Origin of the sequence: Streptomyces sp. SM10 (assembly GCF_002910915.1) — a bacterium.
GTDB lineage: Bacteria > Actinomycetota > Actinomycetes > Streptomycetales > Streptomycetaceae > Streptomyces.
Genome location: NZ_NEUF01000194.1, coordinates 1 through 13,888, shown reverse-complemented (window position 1 = coordinate 13,888; position 13,888 = coordinate 1). Strand labels below are relative to the sequence as shown.

Below are 13,888 nucleotides of genomic sequence, written 5' to 3'. Positions count from 1 at the left end.
CGCGTCCGTCAGGCGCCCCTGCCGGGCCGGAAAGACCGTCCATAAGACTCGGGGAGGACACACCATGGGCGTCACGCTCGCCAAGGGAGGCAATGTCTCCCTCTCCAAGGCCGCACCCAATCTGACGCAGGTGCTGGTCGGGCTCGGCTGGGACGCACGATCCACGACGGGAGCCGACTTCGACCTCGACGCCAGCGCACTGCTGTGCCAGTCGGGCCGGGTCCTCGGCGACGAGTGGTTCGTGTTCTACAACAACCTCGCCAGCCCCGACGGCTCCGTCGAGCACACCGGGGACAACCTCACGGGTGAGGGTGACGGCGACGACGAGTCCGTCATCGTGAACCTCACACAGGTCCCGGCGCACTGCGACAAGATTCTTTTCCCGGTCTCGATCCATGATGCCGACAATCGTGGGCAGACATTCGGTCAGGTCAGCAATGCCTTCATCCGCGTGGTGAACCAGGCCGACGGCCAGGAGCTGGCGCGGTACGACCTCACCGAGGACGCGTCGACGGAGACGGCGATGATCTTCGGCGAGCTCTACCGCTACGGGGGGGAGTGGAAGTTCCGTGCAGTGGGACAGGGGTACGCGTCCGGGCTCCGGGGCATCGCTCTAGACTTCGGGGTCAACGTTTCGTAAAGCCGCGCACGGCGCGGGGGAGCCCCGTACTCAACCGGGAGACCCGTTAAACACACGATGGGGTAGCCAGTGCTTCTGAAAACCTTCGGCTGGTCGTTCGCGGTTACCGCGCTCGGCCTGGTCGCAGCGGTGTTCTACGGGGGGTGGCAGGCATTCGGCATCGTCGCGATCCTGTCGGTCCTCGAGATCTCGCTGTCCTTCGACAACGCGGTGATCAACGCCGGAATCCTGAAGAAGATGAATGCCTTCTGGCAGAAGATCTTCCTCACCGTCGGTGTTCTCATCGCGGTCTTCGGTATGCGGCTGGTGTTTCCCGTCGTGATCGTGGCCATCAGCGCCCAGCTGGGGCCGATCGAGGCCATCGACCTCTCGTTCAACGACGCCGACCGGTACAAGGAACTGGTGACGGACGCCCATCCGTCGATCGCCGCCTTCGGTGGCATGTTCCTGCTCATGATCTTCCTCGACTTCATCTTCGAGGACCGTGACATCCAGTGGCTGCGCTGGATCGAGCGCCCGCTCGCCAAGCTCGGCAAGGTCGACATGCTGTCGGTCTGCGTCGCGCTGATCGTCCTGCTCGTCGCGGCCATGACGGTCGCCACCCAGGCGCACCAGCACGGGGGCGGCCACGCCGACAAGGCGTCGACCGTCATGCTCTCCGGCATCGCAGGTCTGATCACGTACCTCGTCGTCGGCGGACTCTCCGGGTACTTCGAGAACAAGCTCGAGGAGGAGGAGGAACGCGAGCAGGAGGCGGAGGAAGAGGCCAAGAAGGCCGGCAAGCCCGTCTCCGGTGTCCTCCTCGCGGGCAAGGCCGCGTTCTTCATGTTCCTCTACCTCGAGGTCCTCGACGCGTCCTTCTCGTTCGACGGTGTCATCGGCGCCTTCGCCATCACCAACGAGATCGTGCTGATGGCACTCGGCCTCGGCATCGGAGCCATGTACGTCCGTTCGCTCACGGTCTACCTGGTCCGTCAGGGCACGCTGGACGACTACGTCTACCTGGAGCACGGCGCGCACTACGCGATCGGCGCCCTGGCGGGCATCCTGCTCGTCACCATCCAGTACGAGATCAACGAGCTCATCACCGGCTCCGTCGGCGTCATCCTGATCGGCTGGTCCTTCTGGTCCTCGGTGCGCCGCAACAAGGCCATCGAGGCGGCCGGCGGCGAGGGCGGCGGCTCCGATTCCAAGGCGGAGGTCTCCTCCGGGGTGTGACCCTGTATTGATTGAGGAACGCTCTCTCTGCGGGGCGGCCCACGTCGGCGTTCTCGGGGAAGACCCGGACCCGGCCCGGTGGCCGCCCCGCAGTGACGTGCGGGGTGTGTGGGGCCGTAGGTGCGGGGTCGGCGGTACTACCGATACATATGGGGGTTGGGATGGCCTTCTGGGACGGCCTGTTTCCGCGGCGGGCGTCGCAGTTCGAGTCGGGTAACTCCGCGACGAACTCGATCGTGCTCTCCAGGCGCAATGCCACGGTCTCGCTGAACAAGCAGGGCGCCCTGTCGGGCAATCTGCGTGTCAACCTGTCGTGGCGGATGCGTACGTCGGACATCGGCGGCAGGTCGCGGCAGAGCGGCCGGCTGCTGCGCCCGCTGAAGCTCTTCAAGCCCGACGTGGTCCAGGCCCACACGCAGGGCATGGTCAACGTCGACCTGGACCTGGGCTGCATGTACGAGCTGGCGGACGGGACCAAGGGGGTGGTCCAGCCCCTGGGCAACCTCATCGGTGATCTGAACGCGGCGCCCTACATCAGGCTCAGCGGGGACGACCGCTTCGGGGCGCCGTCGGGCGAGACCCTCTACGTGAACCTCGACAAGCGCGACGAGATCAAGCGCCTGCTGTTCTTCGTGTACATCTACGACCAGACCCCGGCCTTCGACCGTACGCACGCCAAGGTGACGCTCTACCCGGGCAACGGCCCGCGCATCGAGATCGAGCTGGACGAGCGGGCCCCGCAGGCCCGCTCGTGCGCGGTGTTCACGGTGGAGAACGTCAAGGGCGAGCTGATCGTGCGGCGCGAGGTGAAATTCGTGTACGGCTTCCAGTCGGAGCTGGACCGGATGTACGGCTTCGGCATGCAGTGGGGACGCGGCTACAAGACGCGGGCCTGAGTGAGCGCTGTGAAGGGCGACCGCGTCGGTTCACGACCGGAGGAACTGCGGGCCCTGCGGGGGGAGCACGAAATTCGGGTCGGGGGCGTGCGCCGCCGCCGGGGCGGGCTGCGGGTAACCGTAGGCGGGCCGGGCCGCGGCGGGCTGTGGGTAGCCGTACGCGGGCTGCGGCGCCCCGGTGGGCTGCTGCGGGTAGCCGTAGGCCGGCTGGGGCGCCGCAGACGGCTGCGGGTAGCCGTAGGCGGGCTGCTGGTGCTGGACCGTGGCCTGCGAGTCGGGCCCGGGCTGCTGGTGGTGGACGGTGGCCTGGGGGTCGGGCTCGGCCGCCGGGTCGGGCTCGGAAGCCGCCTCGGCCTCGTCCACGGAGATCCCGAAGGCGGTGGCCAGCCCGACGAGGCCCGTCGGGTAGCCCTGCCCCACCGCGCGGAACTTCCAGCCGTCACCGCGCCGGTACAGCTCGCCGCAGATGACGGCGGTCTCCTCGCCGGTCTCCGCCCGCACGTCGAAGACGGCGAGCGCCTCGCCGTCGGCGGACGCGGCGTCGTACAGCGATATCCGCAGGTCCGTCACACGTTCGAACGCCGCCTCGTCGCAGGAGGCGGCGATGACCACCTGGTCCACGGAGGAGTCCAGCGCGGACAGGTCCGCCTCGATCGTGTCCGTGAGCCCCTCGGGGGCGCTGCGCTTGGGCAGGCGCCGCACGAGACCCGAAGGGTGCCGCGGCTGGTTGTAGAAGACGAAGTCCTCGTCGGAACGCACCCGTCCGTCGGCGCCGATCAGCAGGGCGGAGGCGTCCACGTCCGGGACACCGGCGCCCGGGGTCCAGCGCAGCACGGCCCGGACGGCCATGGCGTCGAGAGGGACGTTCGAACCCTTCAGCATCGCGTGCGTCATGGCGGTCATCCTGCCTGCTGGTGGGGCGTCCGGACAACGCGGGGGTACGAACCAGTAGGCCAGGGAGCCTCGGCGAGGAGCACGCAGGCGCGCCGCGCGAGGGGTGGGATACGCCGGGGACATCCGAAGTTCATATGGCTGGGGAACCGGCGACACCCGTCCGAACGTACTATTACCGGCCATACGTTTTATCCGGTCTCTATGACAGTACGGGGGAATCACATGCGTCATTTCGGGCACATCTCGCCCGCTGTCCGGGAGAGCCTCTTCTTCAGGGAGCCGTGCGAATTCGACGCGGGTTCCCCCTCCCACATGCTGTCCGCGGCCCTGGGGGCCACGCTCTACAGCCCCGCGACCCGGCCCCGGCTGGCCGACGACGTGATCAGGCAGGCCCGCCAGGGAGTCGTCTCCATGGTGCTCTGCCTGGAGGATTCCATCGACGACGCCGAAGTGGTCGGCGCCGAGGCCAACCTGGTGAGGCAGTTCGCCGACCTCGACGCGCGGGCCGCCGACGTGCCGCTGCTCTTCGTCAGGGTCCGCGAACCGGAGCAGATCTCCGACCTGGCGCGGCGGCTCGGAAGCTCCGTCCGATTGTTGTCCGGATTCGTACTTCCGAAATTCACGGAAGAGCGGGGCGAGCTCTTCCTGGAGGCGCTCACCGCGGCCGAGGCGGACACCGGGCACCGGCTGTTCGCGATGCCTGTCCTCGAATCGCCCGAGCTGCTGCACCTGGAGAGCCGCAGCGACACCCTCCGGGGCATCGCCCGCACCGTGGACAAGTACCGCGAGCGGATCCTGGCGCTACGGCTCGGGGTCACCGACTTCTGCTCCGCCTACGGCCTGCGCCGCACGCCCGACATGACGGCGTACGACGTCCAGATCGTCGGCGCCGTCATCGGCGACGTCGTCAACATGCTGGGCAGGGCGGACGGCACCGGCTTCACCATCACCGGGCCCGTGTGGGAGTACTTCCGCCTCCAGGAGCGGATGTTCAAGCCCCAGCTGCGCCGCAGCCCCTTCGCGGGGCGGGCCGAGGAGCTGCGCACCGCACTCATCGAGCACGACCTGGACGGGCTCCTGCGCGAGATCGAGCTCGACCGGGCCAACGGGCTCCTCGGCAAGACCTGCATCCATCCGTCCCACGTCCTGCCCGTGCACGCCCTGTCGGTGGTCAGCCACGAGGAGTACAGCGACGCGCAGGACATCCTGCGGCCCGAGCGGGGCGGCGGCGGTGTGCTGCGCTCCGCGTACACGAACAAGATGAACGAAGTGAAGCCGCACCGCGCCTGGGCGGAGCGGACCCTGCGGCGGGCCGAGGTCTTCGGCGTGGCCCGCGAGGACGTCGGCTTCGTGGAGCTCCTGGCCGCAGGCGTGACGGACTGAGCGCGGCCATGGGCGAGCACGGGCGGGCGCACGCGCACATACGGCACGCGCACATACGGGAAGAAGAGGCAGTGGACGTGGAGTGGTCGGGTAACTGGGTCGCGGGACGGCTCGGGGTCGAGCTCGTCGGGGACGGGGAGATCCGGGAGCTGCTGGGCCTCGCCCTGCGCCGCAACCCGAAGCGCGCCCATCTGCTCGTGTCGAACGTCCTGGGCAAGCACGTGCCGCAGCGGCCGTCGGTCGTCCACGGCGTGGGCTTCGAGCTCGGCGAGCGGGTGCGGGACCTGCTGGGCGAGGCGGAGGCCCGCCGCGCGGTCGTGCTCGGGTACGCGGAGACGGCGACCGGCCTCGGCCACGCCGTCGCCGACGGGCTCGGTGTCGCCCCGTACCTCCACTCGACCCGCCGCCCCGTGGACGGCGTCGCCCAGGCGGGTGGCTTCGAGGAGGCCCACTCGCACGCCACCTCCCACCTGCTGCTGCCCGAGGACCCGGACCTGCTGGTCGCCGGCGCCGAGGGATCCCCGCTGGTCCTCGTCGACGACGAGTTCTCCACCGGCAACACGGTGCTCAACACCATCCGCGCCCTGCACGCGCGCTACCCCCGGGACCGGTACGTCGTCGTCGCCCTGGTGGACATGCGGTCCGAGGCCGACCAGGGGCGGCTCGCGGAATTCGCCGAGGAGATCGTCGCCCGCGTCGACCTGGTGGCCCGTGCCCGAGGCACCGTGCGACTGCCGGAGGGAGTCCTGGAGAAGGGCCTGAGCCTGGTGGCGGAACACGACGCGGCCCACACGGCGCACGCAGCGGAAGGGGCGCCCGCGCCCCGGGCGCTTCCCGCCCGCGTCGCCCTCGACTGGCCGGCCGGCGTCCCCGACGGCGGACGTCACGGCTTCACGCCCGTCCACCGCGCCGCTCTGGAAGCCGCCCTCCCGGCCATGGCGGGCCGTGTCGCCGACGCCCTGGGCGATGCCCGCAGGGTGCTCGTCCTCGGCTTCGAGGAGCTGATGTACGTGCCCCTGCGGCTCGCCACCGCGCTGGAGGACGCCACCACGGCCGAGGTGCGCTACTCCACCACCACCCGCTCGCCCGTGCTCGCCGTCGACGACCCCGGTTACGCGATACGCAGCCGGCTCGCCTTCCCCGCCCACGACGAACCCGCCGACGGACCGGGCGACCGGTACGCCTACAACGTCGCGGGAGCCGGATTCGACGCGGTCGTCGCCGTCGTCGACTCCGCCGCGGACACCCCCGCCCTGCACGCCCCCGACGGGCTGCTGGCCCGGCTCGCGGCGCACACGGGCCAGGTCCTGCTCGCGGTCGTCCCCTCGTACGTCCCGCCCCCGGCCCCCGACGTCCCGTCCCCGGCCCCCGACCTGCAGGAAGCCGCCATGCTGCCCGAACCCCTCCGGGGCCCCGCCTTCTCCTCCTACGCGGCGGACGACGTCGGCTGGCTGCTCCAGGACCTCTCGGACACGCCCCTGGAAGCGCCCACGGAGGAGCGCGAGGAGGCGATCCAGAGCGGCGGCGCGCACTACGCCGAGTCGCTGCCCGTCGAGTACCAGCCAAGCCCGCAGTACCAGGAGCTGTTCCGGGCGGCCCTGGACAGCTCGGCCGCCCGTATCGCCCGTGCCGTCGGCACCGTCACCGAGACGGTCCTCGCCGAACGGGGCCCGCGCCCCGTCCTGGTCTCCCTCGCCCGCGCCGGTACTCCCGTCGGGGTCCTCATGCGCCGATGGGCCCAGCACCGGCACGGCGTCGACCTGCCGCACTACGCGGTCTCCATCGTCCGGGGCCGCGGCATCGACGCCAACGCCCTGCGCTGGCTGGCCGCCCACCACGACCCCGCGGACGTCGTCTTCGTCGACGGATGGACGGGGAAGGGCGCCATCACCCGCGAACTCGCCGCCGCACTGGAGGAGTTCGGGGGGTTCGACCCGGAGATCGCCGTACTGGCCGACCCGGGCGGCTGCGTACGGACCTACGGGACCCGTGAGGACTTCCTCATCCCGTCCGCCTGCCTCAACTCCACCGTGTCCGGGCTGATCTCCCGTACGGTCCTGCGCTCCGACCTGGTCGGCCCGCACGACTTCCACGGCGCGAAGTTCTACCGCGAACTCGCCGGCTCCGACGTCTCCGGCCTGTTCCTCGACACGGTCGCCGCGCGCTTCGACGAGGTCGCCGACGCCGTGGACGCCGACGCGAAGGAACTGCTCGGCACGGACCGCGCCCCCACCTGGGAGGGCTGGGCCGCCGTCGAGCGCATCAGCGAGGAGTACGGCATCCACGACGTGAACCTGGTCAAGCCCGGGGTCGGCGAGACGACCCGGGTGCTGCTGCGCCGCGTTCCCTGGAAGATCCTCGCCAAGCGGGGGGCGGGGGCCGACCTCGACCATGTGCGGCTCCTCGCCGAGCAGCGCGGCGTGCCCGTCGAGGAGGTCGGCGAGCTTCCGTACACCTGCGTCGGGCTGATCCACCCGAAGTACACCCGTGGCGCCACCGGCGCCGACGGCACGGCGGTGACGGCGAAGTGAGCGACACCGTGGGCACACCCGTGAGCGCCCCCCTGGACGGCCCTGCGGCCGAGCCCCAGAGCGCCGTCGCGGCCCCTCCGGCCGACCCCTCCGAGGGCCCCCGTGTGACGCTGGTCGCCAGCGACCTCGACCGGACCCTCATCTACTCGGCGGCATCCCTCCAGCTGACCATGCCGGACGAGCAGGCCCCGCGGCTGCTCTGCGTGGAGGTCTACGGCCGGGCGCCCCTCTGCTACATGACGGAGACGGCCGCCGCACTGCTCGACGAACTGGCCCGCACCACGGTGTTCGTCCCGACCACCACCCGTACCCGGGAGCAGTACGGCCGCATCCACCTGCCCGGCCCCGCACCCCGGTACGCGATCTGCGCCAACGGCGGGCACATCCTCGTCGACGGTGTCTCCGACCCCGACTGGCAGGCGCGGGTGACCGGCCTGATCGCCGACGAATGCGCCTCACTCGCCGAGGTCCGCGCCCACCTCCGGACCGTGGGCGATCCCTCCTGGCTGCTCAAGGAACGGGTCGCCGAGGACCTCTTCGCCTACCTCGTCGTCGACCGCGCCGCCCTCCCCGAGGGCTGGGTGAAGGAGCTGTCCGCCTGGGCCGACCCCCGGGGCTGGACCGTCTCCCTCCAGGGCCGGAAGATCTACGCCGTACCCAAGCCGCTCACCAAGAGCGCCGCGATGCGCGAGGTGGCGCGCCGTTGCGGTGCCACCCTGACGCTCGCCGCCGGCGACTCCCTCCTTGACGCCGACCTGCTGCTCGCCGCCGACAAGGCCTGGCGCCCGGGCCACGGCGAGCTCGCCGACTGCGGCTGGGGCGCGCCCAACACCGAGGTGCTCAGGGAACAGGGCGGCGCCGCCGGCGAGGAGATCCTGCGCCGCTTCCTGCGCGCCGCCGAGTCCCGGCGGACCGTGGGCCGAGGGTGCGCCTCGGCGTAATGGCCGAGCGCGGGCGAGCGATCCTGGGCAAGCTGTACGGGCCATCGAGACCAAGGGGACCCGTATGACACAAGGCAACCAGACCAAGATCACCGACGAGCTGTACGCCTACGCGCTGGCCCACAACCCGCCGCTGGACGCGGTGCAGCGCGAGCTCGTGGAGACCACGTACGCCGAGCTGCCCACGCACGCGGGCATGCAGTCCGCGCAGGAGCAGGGACCGCTGCTCGCCTTCCTCGTCCGGCTGACGGGCGCCCGGCATATCGTGGAGGTCGGCACCTTCACCGGCTTCTCGGCGCTGTCGATGGCCCAGGCGCTGCCCGCGGACGGAGTGCTGATCGCCTGCGACATCTCCGAGGAGTGGACGGCGTACGGCCAGGAGGCATGGAAGAAGGCGGGCGTCGCCGACCGCATCGACCTGCGGATCGCGCCCGCGCTGGACACCCTGCGCGCGATGCCCGCCGAGCCGCACATCGACCTGGCCTACCTGGACGCGGACAAGGACGGCTACATCGCGTACTGGGAGGAGCTCGTCCCTCGGATGCGCCCCGGCGGGCTCGTCGTCACCGACAACGTCCTCTTCCACGGGGGCGTCACGGATCCGCTGGCCACCGGGAACACGGCGGCCATCAGGGGGTTCAACGACCACGTGGGCGCCGACTCCCGGATGGACAGCGTGCTGCTGACGGTGGCGGACGGACTGACGCTCTCGCGCAAGAAGTGACGGGCCGGGTGTCGCGTCACTTCTCGCGCGGTGAGTGCGGTGGTCCTGGCCGGACGCTGCGCGGGCCGCGCGGTGATGCGGCCGGTGAGCGAGGCCGGTCGCGGGATTCGGCCGGTGAGATGGGGCGATCGGCGCCTCGGTGATCCGGAGCCGGGCGCGGTCAGCCGCAGCAGCCGCCTCCGCAGCACCCGCCTCCTCCGCCACCGGCCGGTGACGGCGCGGGAGCCGCGGATGCCGATGAGCCCGATCCGCCCACGGCCACGGTGGAGAGCAGTTTCACGGTGTCCTCGTGCCCGGCGGGGCAGGAGGCGGGATCGGAGGACTCGGCCATGGGGCGGCTGAGCTCGAACGTCTCGCCGCAGGGGCGGCAGCGGTACTCGTAACGAGGCATGGCCCCAGATTAGAGCCTCTTCGGCTTCGCGACCTCGGGCATCGGGGCGAGTGCGCGGCGCTCCTCGCGCGAGACCTGCTCGGGATGGCGGGCCCGCCAGTACGGATTGTCGTGGGGCAGGCCGCCGCTGACCCGTCCGTACATGCCGAACATCATCAGCAACAGCCCGACGACGAAGCTGAACAGCACGTTCTGCATGTGGAAGGCCAGGAAGTTCATGCCGGTGTCCAGCAGGGCCAGATTCACGAAACCGCTGAGGATGAAGGCGATGCCCAGGACCATGTTCAGGGTCGACGCGAAGTTGCCCCCGATGACCATGCCCACGAAGAGCAGCAGCCCCACACAGATGGACAGGATGCTCAGCGCACCGTTGGTGCTGAGGCCCGCCACCGTGTCACCGCCGGTGTCGAAGAAGCCGATACGGTCGATGAGCCCGAGGATGCCGAAGGCGACGAGCAGCAACCCCATCAGGCCCGCCCCCACGCGGTAGACCTGGCTGAGACGGTGGTCGACGGGCAGGTGTTCGTCGAGGCGGGTGGCCTTGCGGCGGGCTGGCTTGCGGCGCCGGCCGACCGGGTGCAGGACGTGTGTGGCCATGACGGCCTCCTTCGGCCGCGTGCGGCCAGGTTCACCTCAGCGGGAGCCGCTGGGTATTACCAGAATCGGCCCGTCGGCCGTCGGGGACAAATCGGCACGTACCGGTCGTCTTCTGGTGTCCGGCCCGGTGGATCGCCCCCGAGGGACGGAGACGGTGTTCCGACGATCGCCCGCCGGGGCGGGCTCAGGCCCCGCCCCCGAGCTCCTCGCGGATCGCGGAGACCACGCGGTTGGCCGTCTGCCGCACGGCTTCGGTCTCGGTCAGGAAGTGCCAGTAGTCGGGATGGCGCCCGTCGAGCCCGGCGATCGCACGGTCCAGCCGTGCCACTGCGTCGTCCAGCGGCCGTGCATGGCGCGGATCGGGCGTGTTGCGCCCGGCCATGGCGAGGCGCTGGGCGTCCCGGATCGCGAACCGGGTGCGGTCCGTCTCCGCCTGCGGACTCTTCGCCACCGCGTCGAGTTTCTGGAGCCGGTCGCCGGCGGCGGACACCGCCTCGTCGGTCGCGTTGAGCAGCGCCCGGACCGTACTCAGCCGGGAGGTCGCATCGGCCCAGCGCTGCGCGGACCGTGCCTCGGCAGCCTCCGCCAGCTTGGCCTCGGCCTGCCGGACATTCACCGCCGCCTGCTCGGGGACCGGCTGGAGATCCTGCCAGCAGGCGGCCGAGAAGCGCCGCCGGAGCTCGCTGAGGACCGGCTCGACCTGCCCGGCGCGCGTCGTGAGCGCCTGCGCGCGGGTGCGGAGGGACACCAGCCTGCGGTCGATCTCGGCCGCACGCTCGGGGAGCTGGTCGGCCTCCGCCCGCACCGCCTCGGCGTCCCGCAGCACCTGATCGGCGCGCTGCAGCGTCTCGGCGACACCGTGACGCCCGGCGCCCTGGTTGAGTTTGGTCAGCTCGGGGGCGAGAGCCGCGAGCCGGGCAGCGAGGTCGTCCGCCCGGAGCCCGGAGGCCCGCACCGCGTCGAGGGCGTTGCTCGCGACGAGCAACGCCTGGCGGGCCCGCTCCACCGCCGGCGCGAGCCGTGCGAGCTGGGTCTCCGCGCCGCTGAGCAGCGTCCCGAGCCCCTGGGCGAAGCGGTCGAGCTCACCCTTCACCCGTACGAGCTCGTCCTTGGCGCGGGTCAGCTGGGTCCGCGCGGCAGCCGCCGCCGAGGGCTCCAGGTCGTCGCGGTCGAGGTCGTGGGCGTCGACCGCCGTGATGTAGGCGTGGCTGACCTCGTCGATCCGCCTGCCCAGCGCCGCGAAGTCCTCCGCCGCCTTGCGACCGCGGGGCGAACTGTCCACGGCGGTGATGGTCTCGATCGAGATCTGCAGATCCCGCTGAGCCGTGTCCAGCTCGTAGAAGGCCGCAGCCGCCGCGTCCTTGGCCGCCTGCGCGTCAGCCCGCTGATTCTCACCGCGCCCGCCGAACCAGCGCCGCGTGCCCCCACCGGCGAAGGCCCCCGGCACGGCCGCCAGGACCAGGGGGACCGGCAGCAGCATCAGCACCAGGACGTCCCTGACGGCGGAACCAACACTCGCTTTCGCCTGCGGCCGCGTGTGTGTCGCCGTCACATCCCTCTCCCGTGCCGATTCGACCTGCCCGGTTCATTCTCGCACCAGTTAGGACGAACGCACGGGCCGGTTAGTTCGCACTTCGGACGGTGACTTCGCCGTTGTCGCTGCGCGCCTTCACCACGTGCCCGCTGCTGTCGCTGCGGGGCACGTCGACGGAGACGTCGCCGTTGTCGGCCTGCGCGGACACCGCGTACGCGTTCTTCCCGGCCGGCAGGTCGATGGAGATGCTCCCGTTGTCACTGACGGTGTCCACCAGATCCGGGACCCGGTCGAACCCGAGCCGGACCGACCCGTTGTCCGAGCGTGCGATCACGGACGTCCCGGAGACCCGCTGGGCCTCGATCGTGCCATTGTCGGAACGCAGTTCCAGTGGTCCGGAGGCGTCACGCACGTCGACCTCCCCGTTGTCGGCGCTGATCTTGAGCGGGGCGGTGAAACCGGCCGCGGAGACCTTCCCGTTGTCCCCCTCCACGGTCAGGGCCAGCCCCCGTGGCACCTTTACCTCGTGGCGCGCTTCACAGTTGCTGATCACCGCCCGGCACTTCACCCGCAGCGTCAGCGTGTCCCCTTCGAGCTTCCACACCGGGTCCGGCCCACTGCCCAGCACGACCCACCCGTCGACCCGACGGGTCACCTCGACCTGCTCCACGTCGGCGGGCACCAGATCCAGGGCCGAGTTCTCGGCGTCGATGGTCAGCGCCTTCCCACTGAAGGCGAACGACTTGTGCTCGGCGGGGGAGTCCTCGGCATCCGCACTGCCACAGCCGCTGAGCGCGGCCACGAGAAGCGCGGTCCCGGCGGCGGCCACGAGTGCGTCGGTACGTCGTGTGCGGATGGCCATGATTCGAGTCCCCCTGAGAGCGCTGCCGATGTGGCACCACCGTACGTACGCACCCACCCCCGGGACGATCCGGACGGCTACCGTCTCGGGGTGGGGATATCCCCCGTATCCCACCCCGTCCGGGCCTGGCGGGGGAGCGGCGGGGCGGGTGACCGGATTGCCGCGGGGAGCCGTGGGCCATGTAACCTGTTGCCTCATCCACGGGTGCGTAGCTCAGGGGTAGAGCGCTGCTCTTACAAAGCAGATGTCGGCGGTTCGAAACCGTCCGCGCCCACCAGTCAGAACGCCCCCGCAGCGAGCCGCTGCGGGGGCGTTGACGGTAGTGCTTGACGGCAGTGCTCGTGATCGCTCGGAAGCGCCGCAGCAGGTCCCACAAGATCGCAAAAGTGGGAGGGCCCGGGCACAGAAGCGACCCATACTCCTCGGCTCGGCTGTGCTGCTGCCGTTGGCCGACCGGTGGAAGCCGGGCGTAAAGCCAGGTGGCGGGCTAGTTTACTCATTTGCTGCTTGCCCCATAGGGAGCTCGCTGGAGTGTCGACTGAACCCCGGTGGGCCATCGAGCACCGTCAGTAGAGGGCATGGTTCGAGTCAAGATGCCGAAGACGTTGCGCGAGACCCTCGACGGACGAGAGACTTCAGGAGGTGTCAGGGGACGGCACCGGGAGTGGGGGGCAGATGAAGTATGAGGCAAATCCCAAGCACAAGGAGCCGTGGCAGCGGGGTGCACGTGGCTCCATATGTCCGCCCGGAGCTGTGGGCGCCGAACTGCTACTGAACTTGAATGTGTGATGTCGGCTTGACCCTGGTCAGCTGCCTATGGTCAGGCCGGTGCCCATGAGGCAGCCGTCGATGAGGTGCGGTCGGTACTGGGTCTTCTTGAGACTGCGCTTCACGGCGGCGGCGAGCTGGTCGAGGTTCGCGGCGGCGAGGTTGCCGATGGTCCGTTTCACGAGAGACCAGATGCCTTCCTGCGGATTGAGGTCGGGTGCGTAGGACGGGAAGTGGAAAACGGTCAGCCAGTCCTCGTTCGCGGTGATGAAGTCCTTCATCTGCGGCATGAGATGAGTACGCAGGTTGTCCCACACCAGGACGATGGGACCTTTGAGCTGGTTGTGCGCTCTCACGATGAGGTCGCGATAGTCCTGCCAGGTGAACCCTTTGGGTTCACCTTTCCGGCCCCGGTGGACGCGGAAGCTGTAGATCAGCCTCGAACGGTCTCCGCGACGGAAGCAGGTCATTCCCGCCATCGAAACCCGTCCCGAGCCGCGGCCCCGGAC

13 protein-coding genes and 1 tRNA gene are annotated in these 13,888 nt (G+C 70.3%); 8 read left to right on the top strand and 6 right to left on the bottom strand.

Features of this window, described 5'->3' with window-relative positions; genetic code table 11:
• Positions 1–64 precede the first annotated feature (64 nt).
• The 3 genes from B9S57_RS33490 to B9S57_RS33480 all read left to right on the top strand — a co-directional run bounded on the left by B9S57_RS33490 (position 65) and on the right by B9S57_RS33480 (position 2,754).
• Positions 65–640 carry a TerD family protein gene (locus B9S57_RS33490; protein ID WP_103760913.1) on the top strand — a complete coding sequence of 192 codons (576 nt, stop codon included), beginning with the start codon at positions 65–67 and terminating at the stop codon, positions 638–640.
• Positions 641–709: 69 nt separating this feature from the next.
• Positions 710–1,858, top strand: a complete 1,149-nt coding sequence (locus B9S57_RS33485) for a DUF475 domain-containing protein (RefSeq protein ID WP_103760912.1) — start codon at positions 710–712, stop codon at positions 1,856–1,858.
• 161 nt (positions 1,859–2,019) lie between these two features.
• Complete coding sequence (locus tag B9S57_RS33480) at positions 2,020–2,754, top strand: Tellurium resistance (RefSeq protein WP_103760911.1); 735 nt, start codon at positions 2,020–2,022, stop codon at positions 2,752–2,754.
• 30 nt (positions 2,755–2,784) lie between these two features.
• Here B9S57_RS33480 and B9S57_RS33475 read toward each other — a convergent pair whose 3' ends face one another.
• Entirely contained in the window at positions 2,785–3,657 is an 873-nt protein-coding gene (locus B9S57_RS33475; protein ID WP_103760910.1) for a TerD family protein, read from the bottom strand.
• A 213-nt stretch (positions 3,658–3,870) separates the two neighbouring features.
• Here B9S57_RS33475 and B9S57_RS33470 point away from each other — a divergent pair, with 213 nt between their 5' ends.
• The 4 genes from B9S57_RS33470 to B9S57_RS33455 all read left to right on the top strand — a co-directional run bounded on the left by B9S57_RS33470 (position 3,871) and on the right by B9S57_RS33455 (position 9,227).
• Positions 3,871–5,031, top strand: a complete 1,161-nt coding sequence (locus B9S57_RS33470) for an HpcH/HpaI aldolase/citrate lyase family protein (RefSeq protein WP_103760909.1) — start codon at positions 3,871–3,873, stop codon at positions 5,029–5,031.
• 8 nt (positions 5,032–5,039) lie between these two features.
• Positions 5,040–7,562, top strand: a complete 2,523-nt coding sequence (locus B9S57_RS33465) for a phosphoribosyltransferase (protein ID WP_374936009.1) — start codon at positions 5,040–5,042, stop codon at positions 7,560–7,562.
• Entirely contained in the window at positions 7,559–8,503 is a 945-nt protein-coding gene (locus tag B9S57_RS33460; protein WP_374936008.1) for an HAD family hydrolase, read from the top strand. Before B9S57_RS33465 ends, B9S57_RS33460 begins: the two co-directional genes overlap by 4 nt.
• A gap of 64 nt (positions 8,504–8,567) precedes the next feature.
• Entirely contained in the window at positions 8,568–9,227 is a 660-nt protein-coding gene (locus B9S57_RS33455) for an O-methyltransferase (protein ID WP_103760907.1), read from the top strand.
• A 160-nt stretch (positions 9,228–9,387) separates the two neighbouring features.
• Here B9S57_RS33455 and B9S57_RS33450 read toward each other — a convergent pair whose 3' ends face one another.
• The 4 genes from B9S57_RS33450 to B9S57_RS33435 all read right to left on the bottom strand — a co-directional run bounded on the left by B9S57_RS33450 (position 9,388) and on the right by B9S57_RS33435 (position 12,611).
• Entirely contained in the window at positions 9,388–9,618 is a 231-nt protein-coding gene (locus tag B9S57_RS33450; protein WP_103760906.1) for a zinc ribbon domain-containing protein, read from the bottom strand.
• Positions 9,619–9,627: 9 nt separating this feature from the next.
• The gene (locus tag B9S57_RS33445; RefSeq protein ID WP_103760905.1) at positions 9,628–10,215 is read right to left on the bottom strand and encodes a DUF4383 domain-containing protein; all 588 of its coding nucleotides are present in this window, start codon (positions 10,213–10,215) and stop codon (positions 9,628–9,630) included.
• Positions 10,216–10,399: 184 nt separating this feature from the next.
• Positions 10,400–11,767 (bottom strand): hypothetical protein, encoded by a 1,368-nt coding sequence (locus B9S57_RS33440; protein ID WP_103760904.1) that lies wholly within the window; start codon positions 11,765–11,767, stop codon positions 10,400–10,402.
• A gap of 70 nt (positions 11,768–11,837) precedes the next feature.
• Positions 11,838–12,611, bottom strand: a complete 774-nt coding sequence (locus tag B9S57_RS33435) for a DUF4097 family beta strand repeat-containing protein (protein WP_103760903.1) — start codon at positions 12,609–12,611, stop codon at positions 11,838–11,840.
• Positions 12,612–12,813: 202 nt separating this feature from the next.
• Here B9S57_RS33435 and B9S57_RS33430 point away from each other — a divergent pair.
• Positions 12,814–12,888, top strand: a tRNA-Val gene (locus tag B9S57_RS33430).
• Between the two features lie 529 nt (positions 12,889–13,417).
• Here B9S57_RS33430 and B9S57_RS33425 read toward each other — a convergent pair.
• Positions 13,418–13,888: transposase (locus B9S57_RS33425; RefSeq protein WP_258036384.1), on the bottom strand; the 471-nt coding region annotated here is incomplete at its 5' end.

What these genes read in the sequence shown, in the direction of transcription:
- B9S57_RS33490 (WP_103760913.1), top strand. Translation starts at nt 65, where the DNA reads ATGGGCGTCACGCTCGCCAAGGGAGGCAATGTCTCCCTCTCCAAGGCC.
- B9S57_RS33480 (WP_103760911.1), top strand. Translation starts at nt 2,020, where the DNA reads ATGGCCTTCTGGGACGGCCTGTTTCCGCGGCGGGCGTCGCAGTTCGAG.
- B9S57_RS33475 (WP_103760910.1), bottom strand. Translation starts at nt 3,657, where the DNA reads ATGACCGCCATGACGCACGCGATGCTGAAGGGTTCGAACGTCCCTCTC.
- B9S57_RS33470 (WP_103760909.1), top strand. Translation starts at nt 3,871, where the DNA reads ATGCGTCATTTCGGGCACATCTCGCCCGCTGTCCGGGAGAGCCTCTTC.
- B9S57_RS33465 (WP_374936009.1), top strand. Translation starts at nt 5,040, where the DNA reads ATGGGCGAGCACGGGCGGGCGCACGCGCACATACGGCACGCGCACATA.
- B9S57_RS33455 (WP_103760907.1), top strand. Translation starts at nt 8,568, where the DNA reads ATGACACAAGGCAACCAGACCAAGATCACCGACGAGCTGTACGCCTAC.
- B9S57_RS33450 (WP_103760906.1), bottom strand. Translation starts at nt 9,618, where the DNA reads ATGCCTCGTTACGAGTACCGCTGCCGCCCCTGCGGCGAGACGTTCGAG.
- B9S57_RS33445 (WP_103760905.1), bottom strand. Translation starts at nt 10,215, where the DNA reads ATGGCCACACACGTCCTGCACCCGGTCGGCCGGCGCCGCAAGCCAGCC.
- B9S57_RS33435 (WP_103760903.1), bottom strand. Translation starts at nt 12,611, where the DNA reads ATGGCCATCCGCACACGACGTACCGACGCACTCGTGGCCGCCGCCGGG.